Origin of the sequence: Antrihabitans spumae, assembly GCF_043944905.1 — a bacterium.
GTDB classification, from domain to species: Bacteria; Actinomycetota; Actinomycetes; order Mycobacteriales; family Mycobacteriaceae; genus Antrihabitans; species Antrihabitans spumae.
Window position 1 is genome coordinate 22,627 of the sequence record NZ_JBIMSN010000090.1, and the last position, 21,068, is coordinate 43,694.

Below are 21,068 nucleotides of genomic sequence, written 5' to 3' on the forward strand. Positions count from 1 at the left end.
GCGGCGAAGCCGCCTACCTCGTCCGGGATTCCTTCTCGGCGACGAGCAGGTAGGCGACCATAAGCCGCTTCAGCTCGGCTACGGCGTCGGCATGGCTCTGATCGTCCTGGACCGAGAAGTTCAGCATCGAATACACAACGTGGACAAGCACTTCGGCCATCATCTTGCGACGCTCACGTGACGTTCGTGGCGTCAGTGGTCGAAGCATCTTCGTGATGACTTCCGCGAATTCCTTCTCGTGAATCGCCCCCGTCGCACGCGTCGACGGGGTCGATTGCATTGCGAGCCACACTTCGCGCCGCGACGGGTCCGAGGTCCACAGTTGCGCAAGGTGATCGACGAAGTTGTTCATGTAGCGCAACCAGTCGAGCGACGGGATCTCGCCGTTGAAGTCGTTGAGTTCCTGCGAGACGGCAACCAGGTCTTGACGATTGAGTTCGCACACGATCACGTACTTGTTAGCGAAGAACTGGTACAGCGTCCCGATCGGCACCTCTGCGCGCGCTGCGACTTCCTCGCAGGTGAAGGATTCGAAACCGACATCGGTGAGCAATTCGCGGGACGACGCGAGCAGTGCGTCGAACTTCTTCTTGCTGCGTTCCTGTGTTGGCCGACGTCTCGGCATCAGCTCTTGAGGGTCGTTCTGCAGCTCGAGAGCGGGGTCCGGACGTCGCACAGGCTTGGTACTGGCTCGCGACTCCACGGTAATAGGCTAGCCGGTTATTCGCTCCGGGCGCGCACCCAGCGCAGGGTCCGGGCGCTCAGCGTGCGGTCTTCTTCCTGAACAGCGCACGTGCCCACAGGTATCCGAGCACCGAAATTCCAACACACCAGGCGACCGCAAGGACCGCGTTGTTACCGATGGCTGTGCCCATCAAGAGCCCTCGGACGGTCTCGATGATCGGCGTCACGGGCTGATTTTCGGCAAACCAGTGCAAGGCGTTCGGCATGGATTCCGGTGGCACGAAGGCGCTGCTGACGTAGGGCAGGAACATAAGTACGAACGTGAACCCGTTGGCCGCCTCCGGTGTGCCGGCGACAAGTCCGAGCGCAACCGATAGCCACGAAATCGCCAGGATGAACAGAGCGAGCACAGCGATGGCTCCGAGCCAACGCACGGGGTCGGTGGTCGGACGGAAGCCGAGCAGTACTGCGACGCAGATGACGAGCCCAGTCATCACAAGATTGCGGATCACGCTGCCTGCGACGTGCCCGGTCAGCACCGACGTACGTGATATCGCCAACGTGCGGAAGCGATCGATGATGCCGTTGGACATGTCGGTCGCGACGCTCACAGCAGTCGATCCGGCACCGAAGCCGGCACACAACAGAATGATGCCGGGGACGACGTAGTCGATGTAGGCGCCGTCGACGTTCATCGCACCGCCGAAGACGTAGACGAACATCAGCAGGATCACGATCGGTAGGGCGATCGTCGTGATCATCGTTTCGGGGCTGCGCAGTGTGTGCCGCAGGCTGCGGCGGAGCATGGTTGCCGAGTCGGAGGCGGCCAGGGTCAGGGTGCTCATCGGGTCGCGGCTTTCTGTGCTGTGGTGTCACCTGTCAACGCGAAGAAGACGTCGTCGAGGTCGGGGGAGTGGATCGAGAGGTCTTCGATCGCAATCGATTCGTCGTCGAAACGCGCAAGTAGCGACTTGAGCGCGCCGACGCTGCCGTCGGAAGGCACCTGCAGCGACAATGCGTCGTCATCGCGCTTGCCGACCCCGAGGGTTTGCGTGGCGGCGTCCAGCCCGTCGGTGTCGGCGAAGCGCAGCTCGATGTGTCCGCCGGGTACGAGTCGCTTGAGTTCGGCGGAGGTTCCCTCTGCGACGATCCGACCGCCGTCGAGAACGGCTATGCGGTCGGCAAGTTGGTCGGCTTCCTCTAGGTATTGCGTCGTGAGGAAGATGGTGACGCCTGCGTCCGCCATCTCGCGAATGATGTGCCACATGTTGCGTCGACTCCGTGGGTCGAGGCCGGTGGTCGGTTCGTCGAGGAAGATTATTCGTGGGTCGCCGATCAGGCTCATCGCAAGGTCCAGGCGTCTGCGCATACCGCCGGAGTACGTCGAGACGCGTCGGTCCGCGGCATCGACGAGACCGAATCTGGCGATCAGTTCGGTTGCGCGACGACGACATTCGCGCTTGCCCAGATGTGCGAGGTCGCCGAGCAGAATCAGGTTCTCCGTGCCGGTCAGTACTTCGTCGACCGCGGAATTCTGGCCGGTCACGCCGATGGCGGTCCTGACCGCATTCGCGTCGTGTGCCAGGTCGTAGCCCGCCACCCTGCACTCGCCTGCGTCCGCCGGGATGAGCGTCGACAGGATCTGCACGGTCGTCGTCTTGCCTGCGCCGTTCGGCCCGAGCAGTGAAAAGATCGATCCCGCAGCGACATTCAGGTCTATGCCGTCGAGAACTTTGGTGTCGCCGAATGACTTTCGCAGTCCCGTCGCTGAAATGGCGGGTTGGGGAAGTTGGGTGGTCATATCGCCTCGTCTCTAAACTGTGTACTTACTACACTGAATGTATACGGTACACAGTTTTAGACTCATCGCAAGACCGATGGACAAGAATGGTGAAAATGACAGACAGTGCGGCGCAAGACGGGCCCGGCAGCGACGCGGTCGCGCTACCGATGGCGGTCCAATTGGCATGGGGTCTCGACGAGCCCGGCACGCGCGGACCGCGGAAGGGTCTGAGTCTCGATCAGGTGCTCGACGCGGCGATCGAGGTTGCCGACGCAGAGGGCCTTGCCGCGCTGTCGATGAGTCGGCTGGCAAAGCAACTGGGCTTCACGACGATGTCGATCTACCGATATGTCGACAGTAAGGACACCCTCGTCCAGGTCCTGTCGGACCGCGTGATCGGACCGCCGCCGGTTTTCGACGAAGGTCTGTCGTGGCGAGATGCGTTGAAGGCGTGGGCAGCTGCCGAGTTCGCAGCGATCTTCGCCCATCCGTGGTGGGTCGATATACCGCTGTCGGCCCCACCGACCGGTCCGAACAACATGGCATGGCTGGAAGCCGGGTTGCAGGCTTTGGCTCCAACGGGTCTACCCGATCCGGTCAAGCTGCAGCTCGTGATGAACGTGTCGTTGTATGTATTGGGCAGAGCGCGGCTGATGCGCGGGATGCTGAGCGAAATGCCTCAGGAGGACAACAGCTATCCCGCCATACTTGCCCGAGTGCTCGACCCTGCACGGTTTCCAGTGCTGACGAAAGCGCTCGCAGCGCAGATGTTCGAAGCAGACGACATCGATTGGGCGGACGCGGACTTCTCGTTCGGCCTCGATCGTCTGCTCGATGGCTTCGAAAGCTACGTCGAGTCCTACGGGAAGTAGGACTCGACGCAGGTTCGTTCAGTGGTGGCAGCTAGGACTAGCCGCGACGACGGCGTGACGCGCCGTCGCGCGAGAATGCCGCGAGCCCACCGGTTGTACCTGCGGCTGCAGCACCGCGAGTGCCGCTGCTGCGTCGAGCGCCGGCAGGCGCCGACCGAGTTGTACTGCTGCCGCCGGAGCGAGTGCCGCCCGCCGAGCTCGCGCCGGCGTGCTGTGGCCGATTGCCGCGCGCGGGATTGCTGCCACGTGCGCCACCGCGGGCACCGCCGCTGCCGCCACGTGCGCCGCCACCGGTCCGAGGCTGACCCCCGACCTGAGTTTCGATCCGCACCGTCGGCTTGACGTAGGCCGCAACCTCGCCGACCAGCTGTGCGACGGGCGCCGACTCTGCCGTGACCTGCTGCGGGGTGACCTTGATCGCGGCCTTGCGCATAAGCAGGGCGAGATCCTTGCGCTGCTCGGGCAGAACGACGGTGACGACGTCACCTGCGCTGCCCGCGCGAGCCGTACGACCGGAACGGTGCAGGTAGGCCTTGTGCTCGGCTGGCGGATCGACGTGGACGACCAATTCGACGTCGTCGACGTGGACGCCGCGTGCAGCGACGTCGGTCGCGACGAGGACGCGCGCAGTTCCTGCCGAGAAGGCTGCAAGGTTACGGTCGCGCGCCGGCTGGGAAAGGTTGCCGTGCAGATCGACCGACGGAATGCCCGCTTCGGTCAGCTGCTTGGCCAGCTTGCGAGCCTGGTGCTTGGTCCGCATGAAGAGGATTCGGCGACCGGTACCTGACGCGAGCTTGTGCACGAGGACACGCTTCTGCTCGACGCTGCTGACGTCGAAGACGTGGTGTGTCATCGCCGCCACGGGGGAATTGGCCTCGTCGACCGAGTGCATGACGGGGCTCTTCAGGAAGCGCTTGACCAACTTGTCGACGCCGTTGTCCAGCGTTGCGGAGAACAGCAGACGCTGACCGTGCGCGGGAGTGGCGGCGAGGAGGCGGGTGACGACCGGGAGGAAGCCGAGGTCGGCCATGTGGTCGGCCTCGTCCAGCACGGTGACCTCGACGGCGTCGAGGGTGACCAGACGCTGCTTCATGAGGTCTTCGAGGCGGCCTGGGCAGGCGACGACGATGTCGACGCCACCCTTGAGTGCCTGGACCTGGCGTTGCTGGGATACGCCGCCGAAGATCGTCGTGATCTTGAGGTCGTACGCGTTGGCAAGCGGTTCGAGTGCGGCCGCGATCTGCGTCGCGAGTTCACGGGTCGGGGCGAGGATGAGCCCGACCGGACGGTTGGGCCTGCGGTTGCCACCGGCGAGGTCGCCTGCGAGACGCGAAACCATGGGGATTGCGAAGGCGAGCGTCTTACCGCTGCCGGTCTTACCGCGGCCGAGGACGTCGCGTCCGGCCAGGGTGTCGGGAAGAGTGTCGACCTGAATCGGGAACGGCGAGGTAATGCCGGCCGATTCGAGAGCTTTGACGATAGGTTCGCGCACGCCGAGCGTGGCGAAAGTAGGTGTATTCACAGAGAAGTCGAGGCCTTTCGGGCTTCGGGTTGCGCCCAGGCAGGTGCGAACATCGTCGTTCACGCAAAGCGGGCACAAAGTGGCGAGATTGCCAGTCGGCAATATCGATCGCCGCAAAAGAGCTTGTGCCACTCGGCCGACGGCCGGTGCGGAGGAGAAGCAATCCACGACGGATGGTGCATACGAACTGCACCGTTGTCGTCAACAGTAACCTAGTCGCCGGCTGTGGCGGTCACGGTGTCGTGCGCATCACGTTGTCGGCTCGCTACTATGGACAGCGTACGAATATCGAGGTGAGAGGCCACGGTGGCGATCGAATACAGCGGATCCGGCGATCCCCGCCGCACGATCGAATTGCTGTGGGGAGTGCAGAGCCGATCCTCGAAAGGTCCGAAGCCGAAGCTGACGGTCCCGCAGGTCACTGCCGCGGCGATAGCTCTTGCCGACGCGGAGGGTCTGGCTGGACTGTCGATGCGGCAGTTGGCCAACCACCTCGGAGTGTCGGCGATGAACCTGTACAGCTACGTGCCGTCGAAGGCTGAGCTCGTCGATCTGATGGTCGATCGTGCGCTGGCAGACGTAGTGGCTCACTACGAGGGTGCGGCCGAGCCAGGGGAGTGGCGCGGCAACCTCGAATTTGTAGCTCGGGCGAATTGGCAACTCTACCAACGGCATCCGTGGCTGCTGGGCGTATCTACCGCGCGTGCGCCGCTGGGTCCGAACGTCATGGCGAAGTACGATCGCGAACTCGCCTACATCGACGGCGTCGGGCTGACGGACCTCGAAATGGACTCCGTCCTTAGTCTCGTCCTCGGACACACCGAATCATCCGCGCGCCGCGTCGCCGACGCCGCGGAAGCCGTGCGGCACAGCGGGATCACCGACTCCGAGTGGTGGGCGAAAAGTGCGCCGGTGCTCGAGGAGGTCGTGCCGTTCGACCGGTATCCGATCGCGGGTCGCGTCGGAACTGCGTCCGGGCAAGCCCACCAGGCAGCGAGCGACGTCGCCACGGCATTCGAATTCGGGCTCGGTCGAATACTGGACGGCGTCGCGTCGCTGATCGAGGATCGGACGTAGACCTAGACGGAAATGTCCTTGCGGAGTTTCGCGACGTGCCCCGTTGCGCGGACGTTGTACTGGGCGACCTCGATCTTGCCGTCCTCGTCGACGACGAACGTCGAACGAATGACACCCTTCACCGTCTTGCCGTACATCATCTTCTCGCCGTAGGCGCCCCAGGCTTCGAGCGTCGTGCGCTCCGGGTCCGACAGCAGCGGGAACGTGAGTGCCTCGGCGTCGCGGAACTTCGCGAGCTTGGCAGGCTTGTCGGGGGAGATGCCGAGCACCGTGAGCCCGGCACCGTTCAGATCGGCGAGGCTGTCGCGAAAGTCGCACGCCTGCTTGGTGCAGCCGGGTGTCGAAGCCGCTGGGTAGAAGTAGACGATCACCTTCCGGCCGCGGTAGTCGGCAAGCGATACGTCGTTGCCGTCGGCATCGGAAAGAGTGAAGTCGGGCGCGTCGTCGCCCTTGGCAAGTCTGCTGTTCTCGGTCACAGCAAGTCAGGGTAGCGAAGCCGTCCGACACCGTGCTGGCTGTGGGCGCCTGATCTGCTCTACCTTTGGTAGACGGCGCGGTAGGGTCGGGTCGCATCTCAAACGCGGAAGAAAGTTGGAGGGACACGTGTCAAAGGACACCGAGCGCATTGAGCGGGACATCGAGGCCGCTCGTAATCAGCTCGCCAGCACACTCGACGAACTCAGTGTCCGCGCGAACCCCAAGCACATCGCCGCAGGCGCAAAGCAGAAGGCGATTGCAAAGGTCAACGAGCCGAAGATCAAGTACAGCCTGATCGGCGCGGGCGCCCTCGTGGTCGTTCTCGTCGTAGTCAAGATTTTCCGCTAGTAAGACACACGATCGAGCCCCCGACCCAAAGCTGGGTCGGGGGCTCGATTGCGTCAGCCGCGGCTCGTCGGAGATCAGGCAGATGCCGTCACGAGATCGCGATCCTCAGTCGGTTCTTCCTCTGGCGCGATGTCGATCGTGCGTCGAAGTGGCCGGTTCGGGATGGCAACGACCGCGATGAGCGTGACAAGTGCGACCAGTGCCGCGACGAAGAAGATGCGTCCCGTTGCGTCGCCGTATGCGGCGCGGACGATCTCCTGGACCGGGCCTGGCAACGCGTTCAGATCGAGGTTCGCGCCACTGCCTGCGGCGCTCGTGTCGATGCCGAGCTTCGCGAATCCCGATGCCGAAATGTCTGCGACTCGGGTGGCCAGGATCGATCCGAGGACCGAGACGCCGACCGCGCCGCCGAAGGTTCGGAAGAAGGCGACCGAACTGGACGCTGTGCCGATGTCGTGAACGCCGACCGTGTTCTGCACAGCGATGACGAGGTTCTGCATCAGCATGCCGGTACCGAGTCCGACGACCGCGGTCATGGCTCCAACGGTCCACAGGTTGGTGGTGTGGTCGATGGTGCCGAGCAGGCCGAAGCCGATGACCAGCAGAATCGAGCCGGTCACGATGAACGGCTTCCACTGACCGAAGCGGGTGATCAGCTGTCCTGACGCCACCGATGCGACGAGCATTCCCGCAACCAATGGGATCGACAGCAGCCCTGCTGTGGTCGGGCTGAAACCGCGTGAGGTCTGGAAGTACTGGCCGAGGAATGTCGTCGCTCCGAAGAGACCGACACCGACTGCGATCGAGGCGATGATCGCGAGACCGGTCGTCCGTTCGGTGACGATCTTCAGCGGGATGATCGGGGCTTTGGCCTTCGACTCGACCCACACGGTCGCCGCCAGCAGGGCAAGACCGACGCCGACGTAGGTCGCGGACTGAGTGGAGAACCAGTCGTAGTAGCCGGCCTTGCCTGCGAAGGAGACCCAGATCAGCAGGATGGAGACACCTGCGGTGAGCAGCAGTGCGCCGAACCAGTCGATGGAGACGTCGTCCTTGCGGTCGGTCTCGATGTGCAATGTGCGCTGCAGTGCGAGCAGTGCGATGACGGCAAGCGGCACGCAGACGAAGAAGCACCAGCGCCAGCCGAGCGGACTGTCCACGATGACGCCGCCGAGGATGGGTCCACCAGACATCGATACGGCCATGACCGCGCCCATGTAGCCGGAGTACCGACCGCGGTCACGCGGGGACACGATGCTGCCGATGATGGCGACGACAAGTGCGGTCAGTCCGCCCATGCCGATGCCCTGCACGACGCGTGCGGCGAGCAGTACGGGAACGTTGTGTGCGAAGCCTGCGAGGATCGAGCCGACGACGAAGATGACGATCGCTGATTGGACGAGCACCTTCTTGTTGAACAGATCTGCGAGCTTGCCCCAGATCGGTGTCGATGCCGCGTTTGCAAGCAGCGCCGAAGTGATCACCCAGGCGTACGCCGTTTGCGAGCCCTTGAGATCACCGATGATCGTCGGCAGTGCCGTCGCAACGATCGTGGTGCTCAGCAGCGCTGTGAACAGGGCGGCCAGTAGTCCGATCAGAGCTTCGAGGATTTCCTTGTGGGTCATCGCGGCCTTTGCGCCGACGGCCTTTTCTGGATTCTTGGTCTCCAGTATGTGTGTTTCGGGTCGAGTCATCAGAGCGAGCTCCCACTATGAATTGCTGAATTTGATACTCGAGCTCGGTGTGCGTGCTCGAAAAGAGTGCGCTCGAGTTTGCGGACCGCGTCGAGAGCGACGAGCGCGTCGCCCTCGGTCCAGTGCGACAACGTCGCGCGAAGCAGCGCTGCTTTCGCTTCCTTCGATCGGTGCAGCAATGCGGTGCCCTCGGGTGTGACGCGGATGCGAGAGACACGCCCGTCGGCAGGATCGGAATGTCGGCAGACGTAGCCGGCGTCGACCAAATCCGCGATCTGGCGGCTGAGGACGGACTGGCTGATGCACAGTTCGCCTGCCAGATCACTTTGTCGGCATTCCCCGTAGGTGGCGAGGATCGATAGGACGCCGACCAGCGCCGTCGGGATCGGATCGACACTGCTTGTGATGACAGCCGACCGCAACGCGCGACCGAACAGGAAGATCTCCTCGACGAGCTCCTGCGCTGTACTCGGTGTGACGCTCACGGCTACCTCCGGCTGATGCATGCTTACCGAAGCTAACTATAAATCGTTTGCGTGTGCTAAGCAAGTAAATGAGGAAAAGAGCGTAGCGACGCGGAGGGTCAGCACGCGCTGGACTGACGAGGGAGGGAGCGCAGCGACTGGAGGAGGAGGGAAGCGCGTGCGTAAGAGGCCCGAAGCCAGCGAGCGGAGCGAGCCAATGTCGCAGCGCACGCTGACCCTCCGCGGTCACTACGCTCGCTACCTCGTCAGTCCACCGAGAGTGGACCCTCGCCGTCACAGTCCCGTGACCGAGAGGCCGTGCTCGATTCGCATGCGTTCGGCGACGAGGGAGCGGTGGCATGCTTCGGGATCGCGCTCGACGCAGAGGAGCGCAGTTACCGAGTTGTGCGGGAGTTCGGCGACCAGTGCGGCGACGTCGAATGGGTTCAGGATTTCGCGCGTGTAGCGCTCGGTGTATTCGGGTGCGAGGGCCGTGCGGTTGCGTTTGCCGACGCCCTGGCGGTCGTCTTCGCGGTATTGCAATTGTCTCAGCTCGGTCGTCGGAGCGAGACCTTTCACGTGGCGGTAGCTGATTTCTGTTGCGCGCAAGGCATTTTGGAGCCGGATCGAGTTGGCCCACGAGTAGTCTGGGCCGCGCACCCCGCGGCGCTGGCGGAGGTCGAGTAGCAACCCCACGCCGGCGCCGGTGAGTTTGTCGAGGAAGATGTCGGCGGTGTGGCCGTAGACGCCGATTGTGACGACTTCGAGCACCGAAATCACCTGTCCTGTCCGTAGGTTGTCGGTTGGTGACGCGTCAGGCGACGGCAGTTCCTTCGAGTTCGACCATCAGGACGGGTATTGCGAGCCTGCTGACCCCGAGCATCGTGGTGGTCGGTGCGACCCTGGCGGCGCCCAATCGCGCTGCGAGCACGCCGTAGTGCTGAAACAGCAGGTCGACGTCGGTGGTGTAGACGCTGAGCCGGACCAGGTTCGCCAGCGTCATGTCGGCCTCGTGGAGGACGGCTTCCAAGTTGTCGAGGCTCAGTGCCAATTGCGCTGCCATGTCGTCGATGTGTTGTGGCTGGCCGGCGCTGCTCATCGAGGTTTGTCCGGCGCAGAACAGGGTTCGCGCCGGACCGGAGACAACTTCGCCCTGGTTGTATCCCATCTCCAGCGACCAGGGCCACGGGTTGATTGCCGTTCGGCTCACTCGCGCATCGGCTGCGGTCGAGTCGTCGAAGGTGGGTGCGGCGGTGACCATTTTGTTTGTCATGGCTGTGACCTTTCCAGCGATACACGACATCTTGTGTCGTGTATTGGTGCCATACTTTTCGAATGCGCGCGGACCGGTTGGTGTCACTGGTTCTGCTGCTGCGACAGCGCGGTCGGCTGTCGGCCACCGCGCTGGCCCGCGAGCTGGAAGTGTCCACTCGAACGGTGCTTCGCGATATCGATGCACTGTCTGCTGCGGGCGTCCCGGTATACGCCGAGCGCGGCCGCGACGGTGGCTTCGAGTTGCTCCCTGGTTTCCGGACCGAACTCACCGGACTCAATCACGATGAGGCCCTTGCCTTGTTGGTCGCCGGATCGGTTCGCAGTGCCCAGGCGTTCGGCCTCGGCTCGGCGCTTTCGTCCGCGATGCTCAAGGTGGTCGATGCACTACCCGACAACTTTCGGGACACCGCAACCGATGTGGCCGAGCGCTTGCTCGTGGACCCGCAGACCGACCTGCTCGCTCGACGCGTGGCTACCGAGGAGGTACCCGACGCGGTCGTTGCCGAAGTTCGGCGCGCGGTGTTCGCCGGACACAAATTGCGCATCGACTACGCGGCTCCCGATCAACCACCCGCGTGGCGCACGGTGGACCCGATCGGTCTTGTCTTCGTCCGCGAGCAGGGCTATCTCCTTGCCACGAGGTCCGGCGCCGACCGCACCTACCGACTGTCCCGAATCGTTGCCGCCGAAGAGCTTCTCGAACCCGCAGACCGACCCGACGAGGTCGATCTGGACCAGGCCTGGCAGCAACGCAGCACGCAATTCCGAACCGGCGGCGAGCAGGTCACCGTGTCGGTGCGCATGGATCCGTCGCGGCGCGAAGACCTGGTCGGCACGGCACTGGCGGTCCTTTCGGAAGAGTCCGACGCAGACGGTCGGCTGCGGCTCGACGTGACCTTCCAAGATTCCAGACACGCGATCTGGGCGCTGTGGCAGCTGGCAACGACCGCGGAAGCCATTGCCCCCCAATGGTTACGCGCCGCTCTGCGTGATCGCGCCGCTGCGATCACCACCCTCTACGACCGTTCGTCCTGAGGTCGGTCGGCGAGGAAGCGAATGTGTGGACGCCGGAGGAACGGCTCCGTACTGGGACGGCCGATCCCGCGGCCTGACTCAGGCGGTCGGACCGCCGCGCGACGGCTCCACGATCCAGGCGTAGGCCTCGGCGAGATCGCGTGCCTTACCCGCATCGGCGGGGTAGCTCCCGTCGATCTGCTTGGCCAACTTGACGATCAGGTCGAGTACAGCGTTGCGTGCAGCAGTCGTGCGGTCGTCCTCGTTCATGCGCCCAGCCTAGCGAGTCACGCCTTGAGTCGAGTGCGCACTTACGTATCTCCCAAAGCCCGGAGGCGACAGAAGGTGCACATTCGTGCCGACCAGACGGCGACTAACGCTGCTCGCGCAGCATCGGAAGTGTGACCGCCCCGCGGCGCAGGGCTTCATTGGCCAGGCGCACGCGTCGGTCCCCTTCCATCGGGATCCCGAACTTGTCGTACATGTTCTGCAGATGTTGCTTGACGGCTGCGTCCGTCACGACCAATTCGAGTGCCATCTGCCGCGTCGACGCGGGTTCGGGAAACCCGTCTGTGGCGACCAGCGGCCGACACAGTGCCAGCAGGACGTCGAGTTCGCGCGGCGTCAGGCGCGGTGGTGCGGCGAGGGGTTCGACAGACCGCGTCGCTTCGTCGTCGGGTGTGCTGTCGAGACGACTGCGACCCCAGAACACCAAGCGTGACTTACCGATTCGCACCTCGTCACCGGAGCGAAGCACGCGTTCGCCTGCAACTTTCTCGCCGTTCACATAGGTACCGTTCCGGCTCCCGATGTCACGAAGCGACCACGCCGACCCGTGATTCTCGAGCACCGCGTGCAGGCGCGAAACTGTCGCATCGTGGTCGATCGAAACCACATTGGTGACGGCTTTGCCGATGGTCACGGTCTTGCCGATCGTCGCCGTGTGCTCGGTCAACGAGAACAGCTCCCGTCCAGACGGTCGCCAGATCTCGAGGTGGGAAGCCATGTGCCGATTCTATTTGGCAAGGACGCAAAACTCTGTGGGGAGAAGTACCCCATCTAGCAGCGTCCCCACCAGGCCGCCATGTTGCTCCAACCCCTGACACACGACCACCATTCTGGGGAGCAAGCCGATGACTTCAGGCACCGACGCCGTCGCGATGGACCGGGATTCGATCTTTCGCCGGCCGTGGCGCGACAGCCGTTCCGCGCCGAAGGGGCCGGGCAAACTGGTCGAGCAGCCGCAGTGGATCGGTGCAGGCCTCGTCGCCCTCGCAGTGCTGCTGTCGGTCGGCGTCGCTGCGGCGAGCACGGTGACCGTTGCCAGCACGGAGGCGCTGCCTGCAGTGGTGCAGGGCGACTCGGTCGTGGCTATGCGGTCGGGCGAAGCCACACCCGAGCTGGGTGCGATCGCCGAGTTTCGTGACTCGTCAGGCGCGTCGTGGCCCGCGACGGTCGTCGAGGTCACGACGATGCAGGTTCGTGCCCAGGTCGACGGCCCGAGCGCGCTGACGGTCGGCGAACTCGTCGTCCCCGCGGGCCAGGATCGACTGATCGACATCCTCGTGCCGGGGCTCGGATGATGCCGCGCCGAGCAGCGATTCCGTTCGTCGCGCAAGCCGAGGTCGCCGATTGTGGTGCCGCCGCGTTGGCCATGGCACTCGGCTATCACGGCCGCCATGTGTCGCTGACAGAGATGCACGAAGCCACCGGGACCGGGCGCGACGGTATCGACGCCCTTCGACTCGCTGAGGCCGCCGCCGCCTACGGCATGCGTGCTCGTGGGGTTTCCACCGAGCTCGACGACCTGCGCCTGCTGCCGCGCGGCACTGTCTTGCATTGGAGCTCAGCCCATTTCGTCGTTCTCGTCGCGGCGTCCAAGCGTGGAGTGACCATCGTCGATCCGGCCGTCGGGCGGTGCCGCGTCTCATGGAGCACCGCCAGTGACCTGTACAGCGGTGTCGCGATCATGCTCGAACCGACCGAATCGTTCGTCGCAGGCGGCCGACGGGCACCCGGCGCACTGCACCACGCGCGCCGCTTGCTGACCCGCTCGAGCGGGATCGGCTCGGTGCTGGCGACGTCGGTCGTCGTGCGGGTCATGGCAATGGCCGTGCCGGTGCTGACCGGAGTCGTCGTCGATCGGGTGGTGCCCAACGGTGACGGTCACCTGCTGAAAGTCCTCGGCGCCGTGATGGCCGCACTCATCGCGTACTCGGTTGTCGCGAGCTACCTGCGGGCCCATCTTCTGCTCCGCCTGCGCAGCCGACTCGACATCACCATGACACTCGATTTCCTCGAGCACCTCGTGGATCTGCCGTACGCGTTCTTCCTGAAGCGGTCGTCTGGTGACCTGATGATGCGGCTGCGCAGCAACGCCACCGTCCGCGAGATCCTGACGACCGGCACCCTCGCGGCGCTGCTCGACGGCGCTCTCGCGACGCTGTATCTCGTTGTGATCGTCATGCTGTCGCCGATGCTCGGAGTGCTGGTGGCCGTGCTCGGGGCAGCCCAGGTCTCGGTGTTGCTGGCGGCCCGGCGCCGTAACCAGCACCTGATGGGTGAGGCGCTGGCGACCGAGGCGCACTCGCAGTCCTACGCGTACGAGATGTTCTCGGCCGTCGAGACACTCAAGGCCGCTGGCGCCGAACGACGAGCCGTGTCGCACTGGACCAACCTGTTCGTCGCCGAACTCAACGTCTCGCTGCGCCGGGGTCGCCTCGAAGCTCTCGTCGAGACCGCGATCCACGGTCTGGCGCTGCTGTCGCCGATTGCCGTCCTGCTCGTCGGGGCTCATCTGGTTGCAAGCGGTGAGATGTCGCTCGGTTCCATGCTCGCGCTCGCAGCCCTCGCGTCGGGCTTCTTGGAGCCGCTCGGCGTCCTGGTCGCGACGGCCCTGCAGGTGCAGTTGCTCGGCAGCTACCTCGCACGCCTCGACGACGTGTTCGACACACCGACCGAGACCGCCGGGCGCGATCTGCGTCATGCGCCCGAACTTGCCGGTTCCGTGCGGGCAGTCGGGCTCGGCTTCCGCTATCACAAGGGCGGTCCGCCGATCGTCGAAGATATCGACCTCGCGGTGGAGCCGGGTCAGGTCGTTGCCATCGTCGGACGATCGGGGTCCGGCAAATCCACGCTGGGCCGGTTGCTGCTAGGCCTGTATCCGCCGTCGTCGGGCCGCGTGCTGATCGACGATCTCGACATCTCGACATTGCATCCGCGAGGCCTGCGCTCCCAGATCGGCGTCGTCACACAGGACCCGTACATCTTCGGATTGTCCATTCGCGACAACCTGCTTATGGCGGACCCGAACCTGCCGATGCATCAACTCGAGGAGGCTGCCGAGGCGGCCGGAATTCTCGACGACATCGACGCGATGCCGATGGGCTGGGAAACCGCGCTCGTCGACGGTGGGGCGTCGCTGTCCGGCGGACAGCGGCAGCGACTCGCCCTGGCACGAGCGCTGGCACCGCGCCCGCGGATCCTGCTGCTCGACGAGGCCACGAGCAGTCTCGACACCGTCACCGAGGCAAGGGTGCACGCCAACATCGCCCGGCTCGGCTGCACCGTCGTCGTCATCGCGCATCGGCTCGCGACCGTCATCGACGCCGACCACATCGTCGTGCTCGACGCGGGCCGCGTGGTCGAGTCCGGTACCCACTTCGAGCTCGTCGACGCGGGTGGCCCGTACAGCCACCTCGTTGCCGGGCAACTGGTTTGATTGGGAGCTCTGCAATGCCTGAATCTTTCGCCGCCGATTTCTTCGTGATGCGTGCCCCGCTGCTGCCACTCGAAGAACTCGACAAGCTGCGCGCCGACCAGACCTATTGGCGCACAATGGTTTCGCGCCCTGACGTGCGGGAGGCGCTGCATCTGGCGTCACCAGCGCTGCTGCGGCGGCTCGACGCCGACGATCCGGACGACCGAGTCGTCGCCTCGGTGACCGCCTACCTCGTGCGGATGTGCACCCGGGCAACGCCTTTCGGGCTGTTCGCCGGCTGCTCGCTCGGCACGGTCGGAGTCGATACCGCCCTGCTTGTCGACGGACCCGACGGCACCACCAGGCGCAGCAGGCCCGACACAGAGGTGCTCACCACGCTCGTCGAGCGGCTCGTCACCGATCCTGCGACGCGGCCTTCGATGGTGGTCGAACCCAACTCCAGTCGCTATCACGCGGCGGGCGCGCTGCGGCTGATCGAGAGCCGGCTCCAGAAGGGCCGTCGCACACACCATTTGGTAGTCGTCGAGGACGACGTCCCGTTGCGGTGCGCTCTTGCGGCGGCGACAGGTGGTGCCGAGGTCGACGATGTCGCCAAGGCTGTCGCGGCTACGGTGGACGTCGATCTCGACGACGCACGCGACTACGTCGACGCGCTCGTCGAGGCAAAGGTCCTCACTCCCGTGGCCGAGCCGACGGTAACCGGCTCCGAGCCGCTGGCACACGTCCTGGAGTCCCTGCGTGGGCACGATTCGACCGTGGCCGCGCTGGCTCGGGTATCGAACGACCTTGCCGCACTTGACGCGGCGGGGATCGGCAACCCGCTCTCGTCCTACGAGTCCGCGACGGCGACGCTGCGCGAATTCGCCGATGGCAACGACGCGCACCTGATCCAGGTGGACCTGCACCGCGCGGGGGCAGGCCTTCACCTTGGCACAGACACAGTCGATCTCCTCACCAAGGGATTGACGTTGCTGCACAAAGTTTCCGCAAATTTCGAGGATCCCGCCCTCACGCGTTTCAAGGCCGAGTTCGCGGCACGCTACGAGGACCGCGAGGTGCCGCTCATGGAGGCGCTCGACGAGGAACTCGGTATCGGCTACGACCGGTCGCACCACCCGGCGTCCGACGAATCACCGCTGCTCGCCGGCCTCGACCTCGGTGGTGGAGCGCAGCCCTCCGAATTCAGCGAGCGCGACACGGTGCTGCTCGACGTGCTGCTCCGTGCACGCGAAAGTGGTTCCACCAGTGTCGAACTCGATCCCGACCTGATCAAGCGGCTGGAAATGCCCACGCGGTTGCCGTTGCCCGACGCTTTCGCGGTGAGCGCGAACCTGCTCGCCGACGGCGTCGAGATCGAGAGCGTCTGCGGCCCGTCCGGTGCAGAACTGCTCGGGCGGTTCTGTCACGGCGACGCCGCTCTGGAGCAGGCGGTTCGTACGCACCTGAGCGCCGAAGAAGCCCATGCGCCCGGTGTCGTGTTCGCCGAACTGGTCCATCTACCGGAGGGGCGCATCGGCAACATCCTCACCCGCCCGGTGCTACGGGACCACGAGCTGATCCTGCTCGGCCGCTCGGGCGCGGCTGCGGACCGGCAGATCAGCGTCGACGAGCTGACGGTTCGTCTTGACGGCGACCGGATCGTCCTCTTCTGCCCGCGTCTTGGCGCCGAAGTGCGACCCCGCCTGACGACCGCGCACAACGCCGCATGGCGGGGCTTCGGGGTCTACCGGTTCCTTGCGGCACTGCCCGGCGACGGAGTAGCCGACGCCTTCGGCTGGGATTGGGGCGCGTGCAAGTCGGCGCCGTGGCTGCCCCGCGTCACCGCGTCGTTCGGCGGGTCGACGCCGAACGGCACCGCGGGTCGCGTGGTGCTCAGCCGTGCCCGCTGGCGTCTGTCGGCGGCTGAGATCGCCACTGTGACAGGCGGCGACCTGCTCGCCGGTTGGGCCGATGTGAGCAGCGGCCGCGGCCTGCCGACCGAACTGCTCATCGTCGACGGTGACAACCGGCTGTACGTGGATACCGCCAGCGCTGCACTGACGGCCATGGCTGCAAAGGTGTTGCGCGGGCGTAAGTCAGCGCTTATCGAGGAGGTCCTGTCGACCGGCGTCGCAGAGGGCCCGCAAGGTCGGTTCGAGCAGGAACTGATCGTCCCGTTCGTGCGCCGCGCCGAGCACGCGCCGGCCAACGAGGACCGGCCACGCGCCACCGCGGCCGCCGTGCGTCGTACTTTCACCCCCGGCAGCGAGTGGCTCTACCTCAAGGTCTACACCGGGACGGCGACAGCGGACCGAGTGCTCACCGGCACTCTCGGACCCGTGCTCGCCGAACTCGCCGATGCGGGCATCGTGGATCGGTGGTTCTTCCTTCGCTACGGCGACCCCGACCACCACCTGCGGATTCGCCTGCATGGCGAACCGTCTGCGCTGCTCGGCAGGGCAATGCCCGCCTTGTCCGATGCGCTGGCACCGCGAATCGACGACGGCACCGTGTGGAAGTTCGTGGTCGATACCTACCAACGCGAGATCGAACGTTACGGCGGTGGGGTCGGCATCGAACTTGCCGAGCGGATCCATTCGGTCGACAGCGTTGCCGTGGTTGCGGCGCTGCGCAGGTTGGACAGCGACGCCGACGCGCGGTGGAAGCTGTGCCTGTATGCGACCGATCGGCTGCTGACCGACGCCGGTCTCGACATCGCGGCTCGGCGCGCCTGGGTCAGGGACGCCGCCGCCCGATACCGAACCGAATACCCGAACGCCTCTGGGCTCGACCCGGGCATCGGTGCGCGTTGGCGCACCGAGCGGGCGGATCTCACCCGGCTTCTCGACGACACCGTCGATCATCCGTACGAGCCTGTGCGCGAGGTGTTCCGGGGACGATCGGTTGGGTTGACGCCGCTGCTGGCCGAGTTGGCCGCGCGGGGTGAGGAGTTGACGGCGCCGTACCTCGACGTCGTGCACAGCATCAGTCACCTGAACGCTGTGCGGCTGCTCCGCTCGGCTGCGCGTACCCACGAACTTGTCCTGCTGAGCTTCCTCGACCGCTACTACGTCAGCCGGCTCGCGCGAGGTTCGGCGTAGCCTGATGACTCGTCAAAAGCATTGGTTAGCAAAAAGATTCGCGAAAAAATTGTCTCCCCCAGACCGATTCGATGCTCTTACCTATGAGCGAGGCCCACGGGGGCAACGCCGACACAACACCCCAAGGAGAAGAAATGAACACCAACAGTGAGAAGCTTGCCCTTCGTCGCAGCAGCATCCGTTCGCTGACGGTCGACGAGTTGCGGACCGCGCACGGCGGCAAGCCCAAGTTCTCCGAGCACGGCACCCAGTGCGCGACGTCCGACAAGTGCAAGACCAAGTAGTGGTTCGCCGGTCTGAATCCTGAGTGAAGTCGACGCACCCCCCACCGCCCCATGGCCCCACGGTCATGGGGCGGTCGTCGTGTGCGCGACGTTACTTGCCGCGCGGATAGGAAAACCTTCCCTGTCAGGGGGTTGATTCTGGTGTTGGGGAGATTCTGCGACCAGCCAAGTTCGGCGACCATTTCTTTTATGACATCGACATCCGGACGGCCCAACGGCGAGTGTCGCAACGACGCCGACCTGGCCATTGCAGCCGCTGCAGGTGACCGCGCCGCGTTCGCAGCGATCTATCAACGCTATTCCGTTCGGCTGCAAAACTATTGCGTGACCGTCGTGCGCGATCACCACCTCGCCGCCGACTGTGTCCACGACGCCTTCTGTGCTGCGGCGGTGGAACTGCCGAAGCTGCGGGACCCGGACAGGCTGGCACCGTGGCTGTATTCGATCGTTCGCCGGAACGCGTTGCGCGCCCTGCGTCATCGCAACCGTGAAGCCGCGTGCGACGAGGTCGCCGACAGTCCGTCGTCCGAGCCGGACCCGTTCGCCGTCGCGTCACGAAACGAGCTGGCGAACTTGCTGACTCAGGCCACAGATGGCTTGTCGGAGCGGGATCGTCGAGTGCTCGAGCTCGCCTACCAGCAGGGCCTTACGGGTCCGGAGCTGGCGAACGCCCTTGGTATAAGACATGATTCGGCCAAGAAGATGTTGCAGCGGGTGCGCGCTACTGTCGCGCGATCCATCGGCGCGCTGTTGGTTGCGCGCCGGGCCGAGCACAACGGCTGCGCCACGCTTGCCGCGACGCTCGCCGGTTCGGACGGGAAGTTCACCGTCCTGCTCCGCAAACGCGTTGCGCGCCATATCGAATCGTGCTCGCGCTGTGACGACTATCGGCGCAGCGTCTTCAACGCCGACACCATTCTCAGCGATGCGGCCTGAACCGATGTCGCCGTGGCACGGGCTGCTACGCGCTGACGAACGCGACCGTGCGTTGCGGGTCGTCGATGACATCGCGCAGCGGTTGCGGTCGCTTCGTCCCGACGCGCTCAATCCGTCACTGTGTGACGGTTCGGCGGGAATCGCACTCGCACTCGCCTACGTCTCGCTTGCGACCGGCGACGACGGGTCGACCGCCGACGATTTCCTCGGCTCCGCCTACGACGCGCTCAGCGCAGACCCTGCTGCCGCGGGTATCAGCCTCGCCGCCGGGGCGTGCGGTGTCGGGTGGGTCGGCGCGCACTTCGACCGGCTCGCGGGCGTGAAACCGACGTCCGGCGACATGGACAACCTGGTGCTCCCACTGCTCGCGGAGTGGGCCGGTCCGTGGGAACTGCTCTACGGGTTGGTCGGCGTCGGGGTCTACACATTGGAGGCCGGCGGGGGCTGCCTGGATACGGTGCTCGCGCGACTGTGCGAGGTCGCTGCCGACGACTGGGTGACCGACACCCTGACGTTGTTCGGCCCCGCCTCGCAACGGCCCCCGCGGTACGTCGACCTCGGTCTGGCGCACGGGGTGCCGGGAGTGCTCGCGCTGACGAGTGCGGCGGCGCGGTCGGGCGACGATCTGGCCCGCGCCCTTGCTGCCTCGGCGGCGCAAAGTCTTCTCGCACACGAGTTTCCGCTCACCTCGTCCGACAGTCGCTACCCTGCGACGATCGAGCCGGGCGTGCAGCCGGCACCGACCCAGGTGGCGTGGTGTTACGGCGACGCCGGTGCGGCACTTGCGCTTGCTGCCGCAACCGACGTGTTGGCGGACCCCACGATCGGGCAGGCCGCGTCCCGTGCCGCCGCGGCCGCGGCCGCGAGGCCCCACGAGACCTCGGGTGTGATCGGCCTAGGCCTGTGTCACGGAACTGCAGGCGTCGCGCACACCATGGGCAGGCTCGCGGGCTTCGACGAGTCCGTCGCACCCGCAGCGCGGGAGTGGGCGCTCCGACTACTGCGTGAATCCGAATTCGGCCAGCTGCCCGACACTCCGGGCGTTCTCTCCGGACAGGCCGGTGTGGCTCTCGCGCTGCTCGCCGCGGCGACCGACATGGACCCGGGTTGGGATCGTGCCCTGTTGTTGTCGTCTGTCTGACCCGAATGCCCTGACGATCCGCTCTGAAAAGTATCGAAAGCGGGTTCGTCAGTAGACACAACAAAGCCCCTGACCTGTATGCCAGGTCAGGGGCCTTGTGTTGTGCGCCATCAGGGACTTGAACCCCGAACCCGCTGTTAGCGTTCGGGGGGTAAAACATACACCGTGAAACGGACAAAAACACCCATTTAGGTGCGAAAACAGCCTATTTAGCACCGTCGCATATAGTGTACGTTAGGGGCTTTCCTGACACGTTTCCGTCGGGTAAACGTAGGGCGGTTCAAGACTCGACACGCCCACTCAAACGCTCCAAAACATCCGTCACATCCGCCGCCCGATCACGCTTCTGCACATAATGCTTCGCCGTCACCGCCTCACCCGCATGACCCATCTGACTCGACGCCGCAGCCATCCCACGCTCACGCTCCACCAACGTCGCAACCGTCTTACGAAACGAATGCGGCGTCACCCACGCCCACTCCACACCCCGCGCATCCCGCCACATCCGACGAAAATTATGCGGCGACCGCAACGTCCCCCGATCCGCAAGCGACGCGATGTACCTAGAGGCGAACGGCAACGTCTATACGGTCAGACGTATACGCTCCGGCGTAACCACGACGCAAGCAACGTGGACCGACAGCGGCAACCTAGTCACAAGCGGCGGTACGGGCCGCGGATGTGGCCCGTACCTGT

At 65.0% G+C, this 21,068-nt stretch carries 22 protein-coding genes; 10 read left to right on the top strand and 12 right to left on the bottom strand.

Features of this window, described 5'->3' with window-relative positions:
- Positions 1-13: 13 nt before the first annotated feature.
- From ACHIRB_RS19620 to ACHIRB_RS19630, 3 genes are all read right to left on the bottom strand, one after another.
- On the bottom strand, positions 14-625 hold the full coding sequence (locus tag ACHIRB_RS19620; RefSeq protein ID WP_199708022.1) for a TetR/AcrR family transcriptional regulator: 612 nt from the start codon (positions 623-625) through the stop codon (positions 14-16).
- Positions 626-761: 136 nt separating this feature from the next.
- Positions 762-1,529 carry an ABC transporter permease gene (locus tag ACHIRB_RS19625; protein WP_395124784.1) on the bottom strand — a complete coding sequence of 256 codons (768 nt, stop codon included), beginning with the start codon at positions 1,527-1,529 and terminating at the stop codon, positions 762-764.
- Entirely contained in the window at positions 1,526-2,485 is a 960-nt protein-coding gene (locus tag ACHIRB_RS19630) for an ATP-binding cassette domain-containing protein (protein ID WP_395124783.1), read from the bottom strand. The genes ACHIRB_RS19625 and ACHIRB_RS19630 overlap by 4 nt, the downstream gene beginning before the upstream one ends.
- Positions 2,486-2,580: 95 nt before the next feature.
- Between ACHIRB_RS19630 and ACHIRB_RS19635 the strand changes: the two genes are divergently transcribed.
- Entirely contained in the window at positions 2,581-3,339 is a 759-nt protein-coding gene (locus tag ACHIRB_RS19635; protein WP_395124782.1) for a TetR/AcrR family transcriptional regulator, read from the top strand.
- 37 nt (positions 3,340-3,376) lie between these two features.
- Here ACHIRB_RS19635 and ACHIRB_RS19640 read toward each other — a convergent pair whose 3' ends face one another.
- The gene (locus ACHIRB_RS19640) at positions 3,377-4,861 is read right to left on the bottom strand and encodes a DEAD/DEAH box helicase (RefSeq protein ID WP_395124781.1); all 1,485 of its coding nucleotides are present in this window, start codon (positions 4,859-4,861) and stop codon (positions 3,377-3,379) included.
- 306 nt (positions 4,862-5,167) lie between these two features.
- On the opposite strand from ACHIRB_RS19640, the gene ACHIRB_RS19645 reads away from it, so the two are divergent.
- Positions 5,168-5,938, top strand: coding sequence for a TetR/AcrR family transcriptional regulator (locus ACHIRB_RS19645; RefSeq protein WP_395124780.1), 771 nt, complete (start codon positions 5,168-5,170; stop codon positions 5,936-5,938).
- A gap of 2 nt (positions 5,939-5,940) precedes the next feature.
- On the opposite strand, the gene bcp is transcribed toward ACHIRB_RS19645, so the two are convergent.
- Positions 5,941-6,414, bottom strand: a complete 474-nt coding sequence (bcp, locus tag ACHIRB_RS19650; protein WP_395114537.1) for a thioredoxin-dependent thiol peroxidase — start codon at positions 6,412-6,414, stop codon at positions 5,941-5,943.
- Between the two features lie 127 nt (positions 6,415-6,541).
- Here bcp and ACHIRB_RS19655 point away from each other — a divergent pair, with 127 nt between their 5' ends.
- Positions 6,542-6,763, top strand: a complete 222-nt coding sequence (locus tag ACHIRB_RS19655) for a DUF3618 domain-containing protein (RefSeq protein WP_199707931.1) — start codon at positions 6,542-6,544, stop codon at positions 6,761-6,763.
- 74 nt (positions 6,764-6,837) lie between these two features.
- Here ACHIRB_RS19655 and ACHIRB_RS19660 read toward each other — a convergent pair whose 3' ends face one another.
- The 4 genes from ACHIRB_RS19660 to ACHIRB_RS19675 all read right to left on the bottom strand — a co-directional run bounded on the left by ACHIRB_RS19660 (position 6,838) and on the right by ACHIRB_RS19675 (position 10,131).
- Positions 6,838-8,388: an MDR family MFS transporter gene (locus tag ACHIRB_RS19660; RefSeq protein WP_395124799.1), complete on the bottom strand. Its 1,551-nt coding sequence runs from the start codon at positions 8,386-8,388 to the stop codon at positions 6,838-6,840.
- A gap of 68 nt (positions 8,389-8,456) precedes the next feature.
- Complete coding sequence (locus ACHIRB_RS19665; protein WP_395124779.1) at positions 8,457-8,942, bottom strand: MarR family winged helix-turn-helix transcriptional regulator; 486 nt, start codon at positions 8,940-8,942, stop codon at positions 8,457-8,459.
- Positions 8,943-9,215: 273 nt separating this feature from the next.
- Positions 9,216-9,692: a DUF488 family protein, N3 subclade gene (locus ACHIRB_RS19670; RefSeq protein WP_395124778.1), complete on the bottom strand. Its 477-nt coding sequence runs from the start codon at positions 9,690-9,692 to the stop codon at positions 9,216-9,218.
- A 43-nt stretch (positions 9,693-9,735) separates the two neighbouring features.
- The gene (locus tag ACHIRB_RS19675; RefSeq protein ID WP_395124798.1) at positions 9,736-10,131 is read right to left on the bottom strand and encodes a RidA family protein; all 396 of its coding nucleotides are present in this window, start codon (positions 10,129-10,131) and stop codon (positions 9,736-9,738) included.
- Positions 10,132-10,256: 125 nt separating this feature from the next.
- Between ACHIRB_RS19675 and ACHIRB_RS19680 the strand changes: the two genes are divergently transcribed.
- Positions 10,257-11,231 carry a helix-turn-helix transcriptional regulator gene (locus ACHIRB_RS19680; RefSeq protein WP_395124777.1) on the top strand — a complete coding sequence of 325 codons (975 nt, stop codon included), beginning with the start codon at positions 10,257-10,259 and terminating at the stop codon, positions 11,229-11,231.
- Positions 11,232-11,309: 78 nt separating this feature from the next.
- On the opposite strand, the gene ACHIRB_RS19685 is transcribed toward ACHIRB_RS19680, so the two are convergent.
- Both ACHIRB_RS19685 and ACHIRB_RS19690 read right to left on the bottom strand, forming a co-directional pair.
- Complete coding sequence (locus ACHIRB_RS19685; RefSeq protein ID WP_199707926.1) at positions 11,310-11,480, bottom strand: hypothetical protein; 171 nt, start codon at positions 11,478-11,480, stop codon at positions 11,310-11,312.
- A 103-nt stretch (positions 11,481-11,583) separates the two neighbouring features.
- The gene (locus ACHIRB_RS19690) at positions 11,584-12,216 is read right to left on the bottom strand and encodes an FHA domain-containing protein (RefSeq protein WP_395124776.1); all 633 of its coding nucleotides are present in this window, start codon (positions 12,214-12,216) and stop codon (positions 11,584-11,586) included.
- A gap of 127 nt (positions 12,217-12,343) precedes the next feature.
- Between ACHIRB_RS19690 and ACHIRB_RS19695 the strand changes: the two genes are divergently transcribed.
- The 6 genes from ACHIRB_RS19695 (at position 12,344) to ACHIRB_RS19720 (ending at position 20,372) form a co-directional block, all read left to right on the top strand.
- Positions 12,344-12,793 carry a hypothetical protein gene (locus ACHIRB_RS19695; protein WP_395124775.1) on the top strand — a complete coding sequence of 150 codons (450 nt, stop codon included), beginning with the start codon at positions 12,344-12,346 and terminating at the stop codon, positions 12,791-12,793.
- Complete coding sequence (locus ACHIRB_RS19700) at positions 12,790-14,931, top strand: peptidase domain-containing ABC transporter (protein WP_395127751.1); 2,142 nt, start codon at positions 12,790-12,792, stop codon at positions 14,929-14,931. Before ACHIRB_RS19695 ends, ACHIRB_RS19700 begins: the two co-directional genes overlap by 4 nt.
- Positions 14,932-14,945: 14 nt before the next feature.
- The gene (locus ACHIRB_RS19705; RefSeq protein ID WP_395124773.1) at positions 14,946-18,011 is read left to right on the top strand and encodes a lantibiotic dehydratase; all 3,066 of its coding nucleotides are present in this window, start codon (positions 14,946-14,948) and stop codon (positions 18,009-18,011) included.
- Positions 18,012-18,145: 134 nt separating this feature from the next.
- Entirely contained in the window at positions 18,146-18,295 is a 150-nt protein-coding gene (locus ACHIRB_RS19710) for a hypothetical protein (protein WP_199707918.1), read from the top strand.
- 189 nt (positions 18,296-18,484) lie between these two features.
- Positions 18,485-19,231: an RNA polymerase sigma factor gene (locus tag ACHIRB_RS19715; protein WP_395114524.1), complete on the top strand. Its 747-nt coding sequence runs from the start codon at positions 18,485-18,487 to the stop codon at positions 19,229-19,231.
- On the top strand, positions 19,221-20,372 hold the full coding sequence (locus ACHIRB_RS19720) for a lanthionine synthetase LanC family protein (protein WP_395124772.1): 1,152 nt from the start codon (positions 19,221-19,223) through the stop codon (positions 20,370-20,372). The genes ACHIRB_RS19715 and ACHIRB_RS19720 overlap by 11 nt, the downstream gene beginning before the upstream one ends.
- A 280-nt stretch (positions 20,373-20,652) precedes the next feature.
- Here the strand turns inward: ACHIRB_RS19720 and ACHIRB_RS19725 are convergent, their stop codons facing one another.
- Positions 20,653-20,877: a site-specific integrase gene (locus ACHIRB_RS19725; RefSeq protein ID WP_395124771.1), complete on the bottom strand. Its 225-nt coding sequence runs from the start codon at positions 20,875-20,877 to the stop codon at positions 20,653-20,655.
- Between the last annotated feature and the right edge of the window lie 191 nt (positions 20,878-21,068).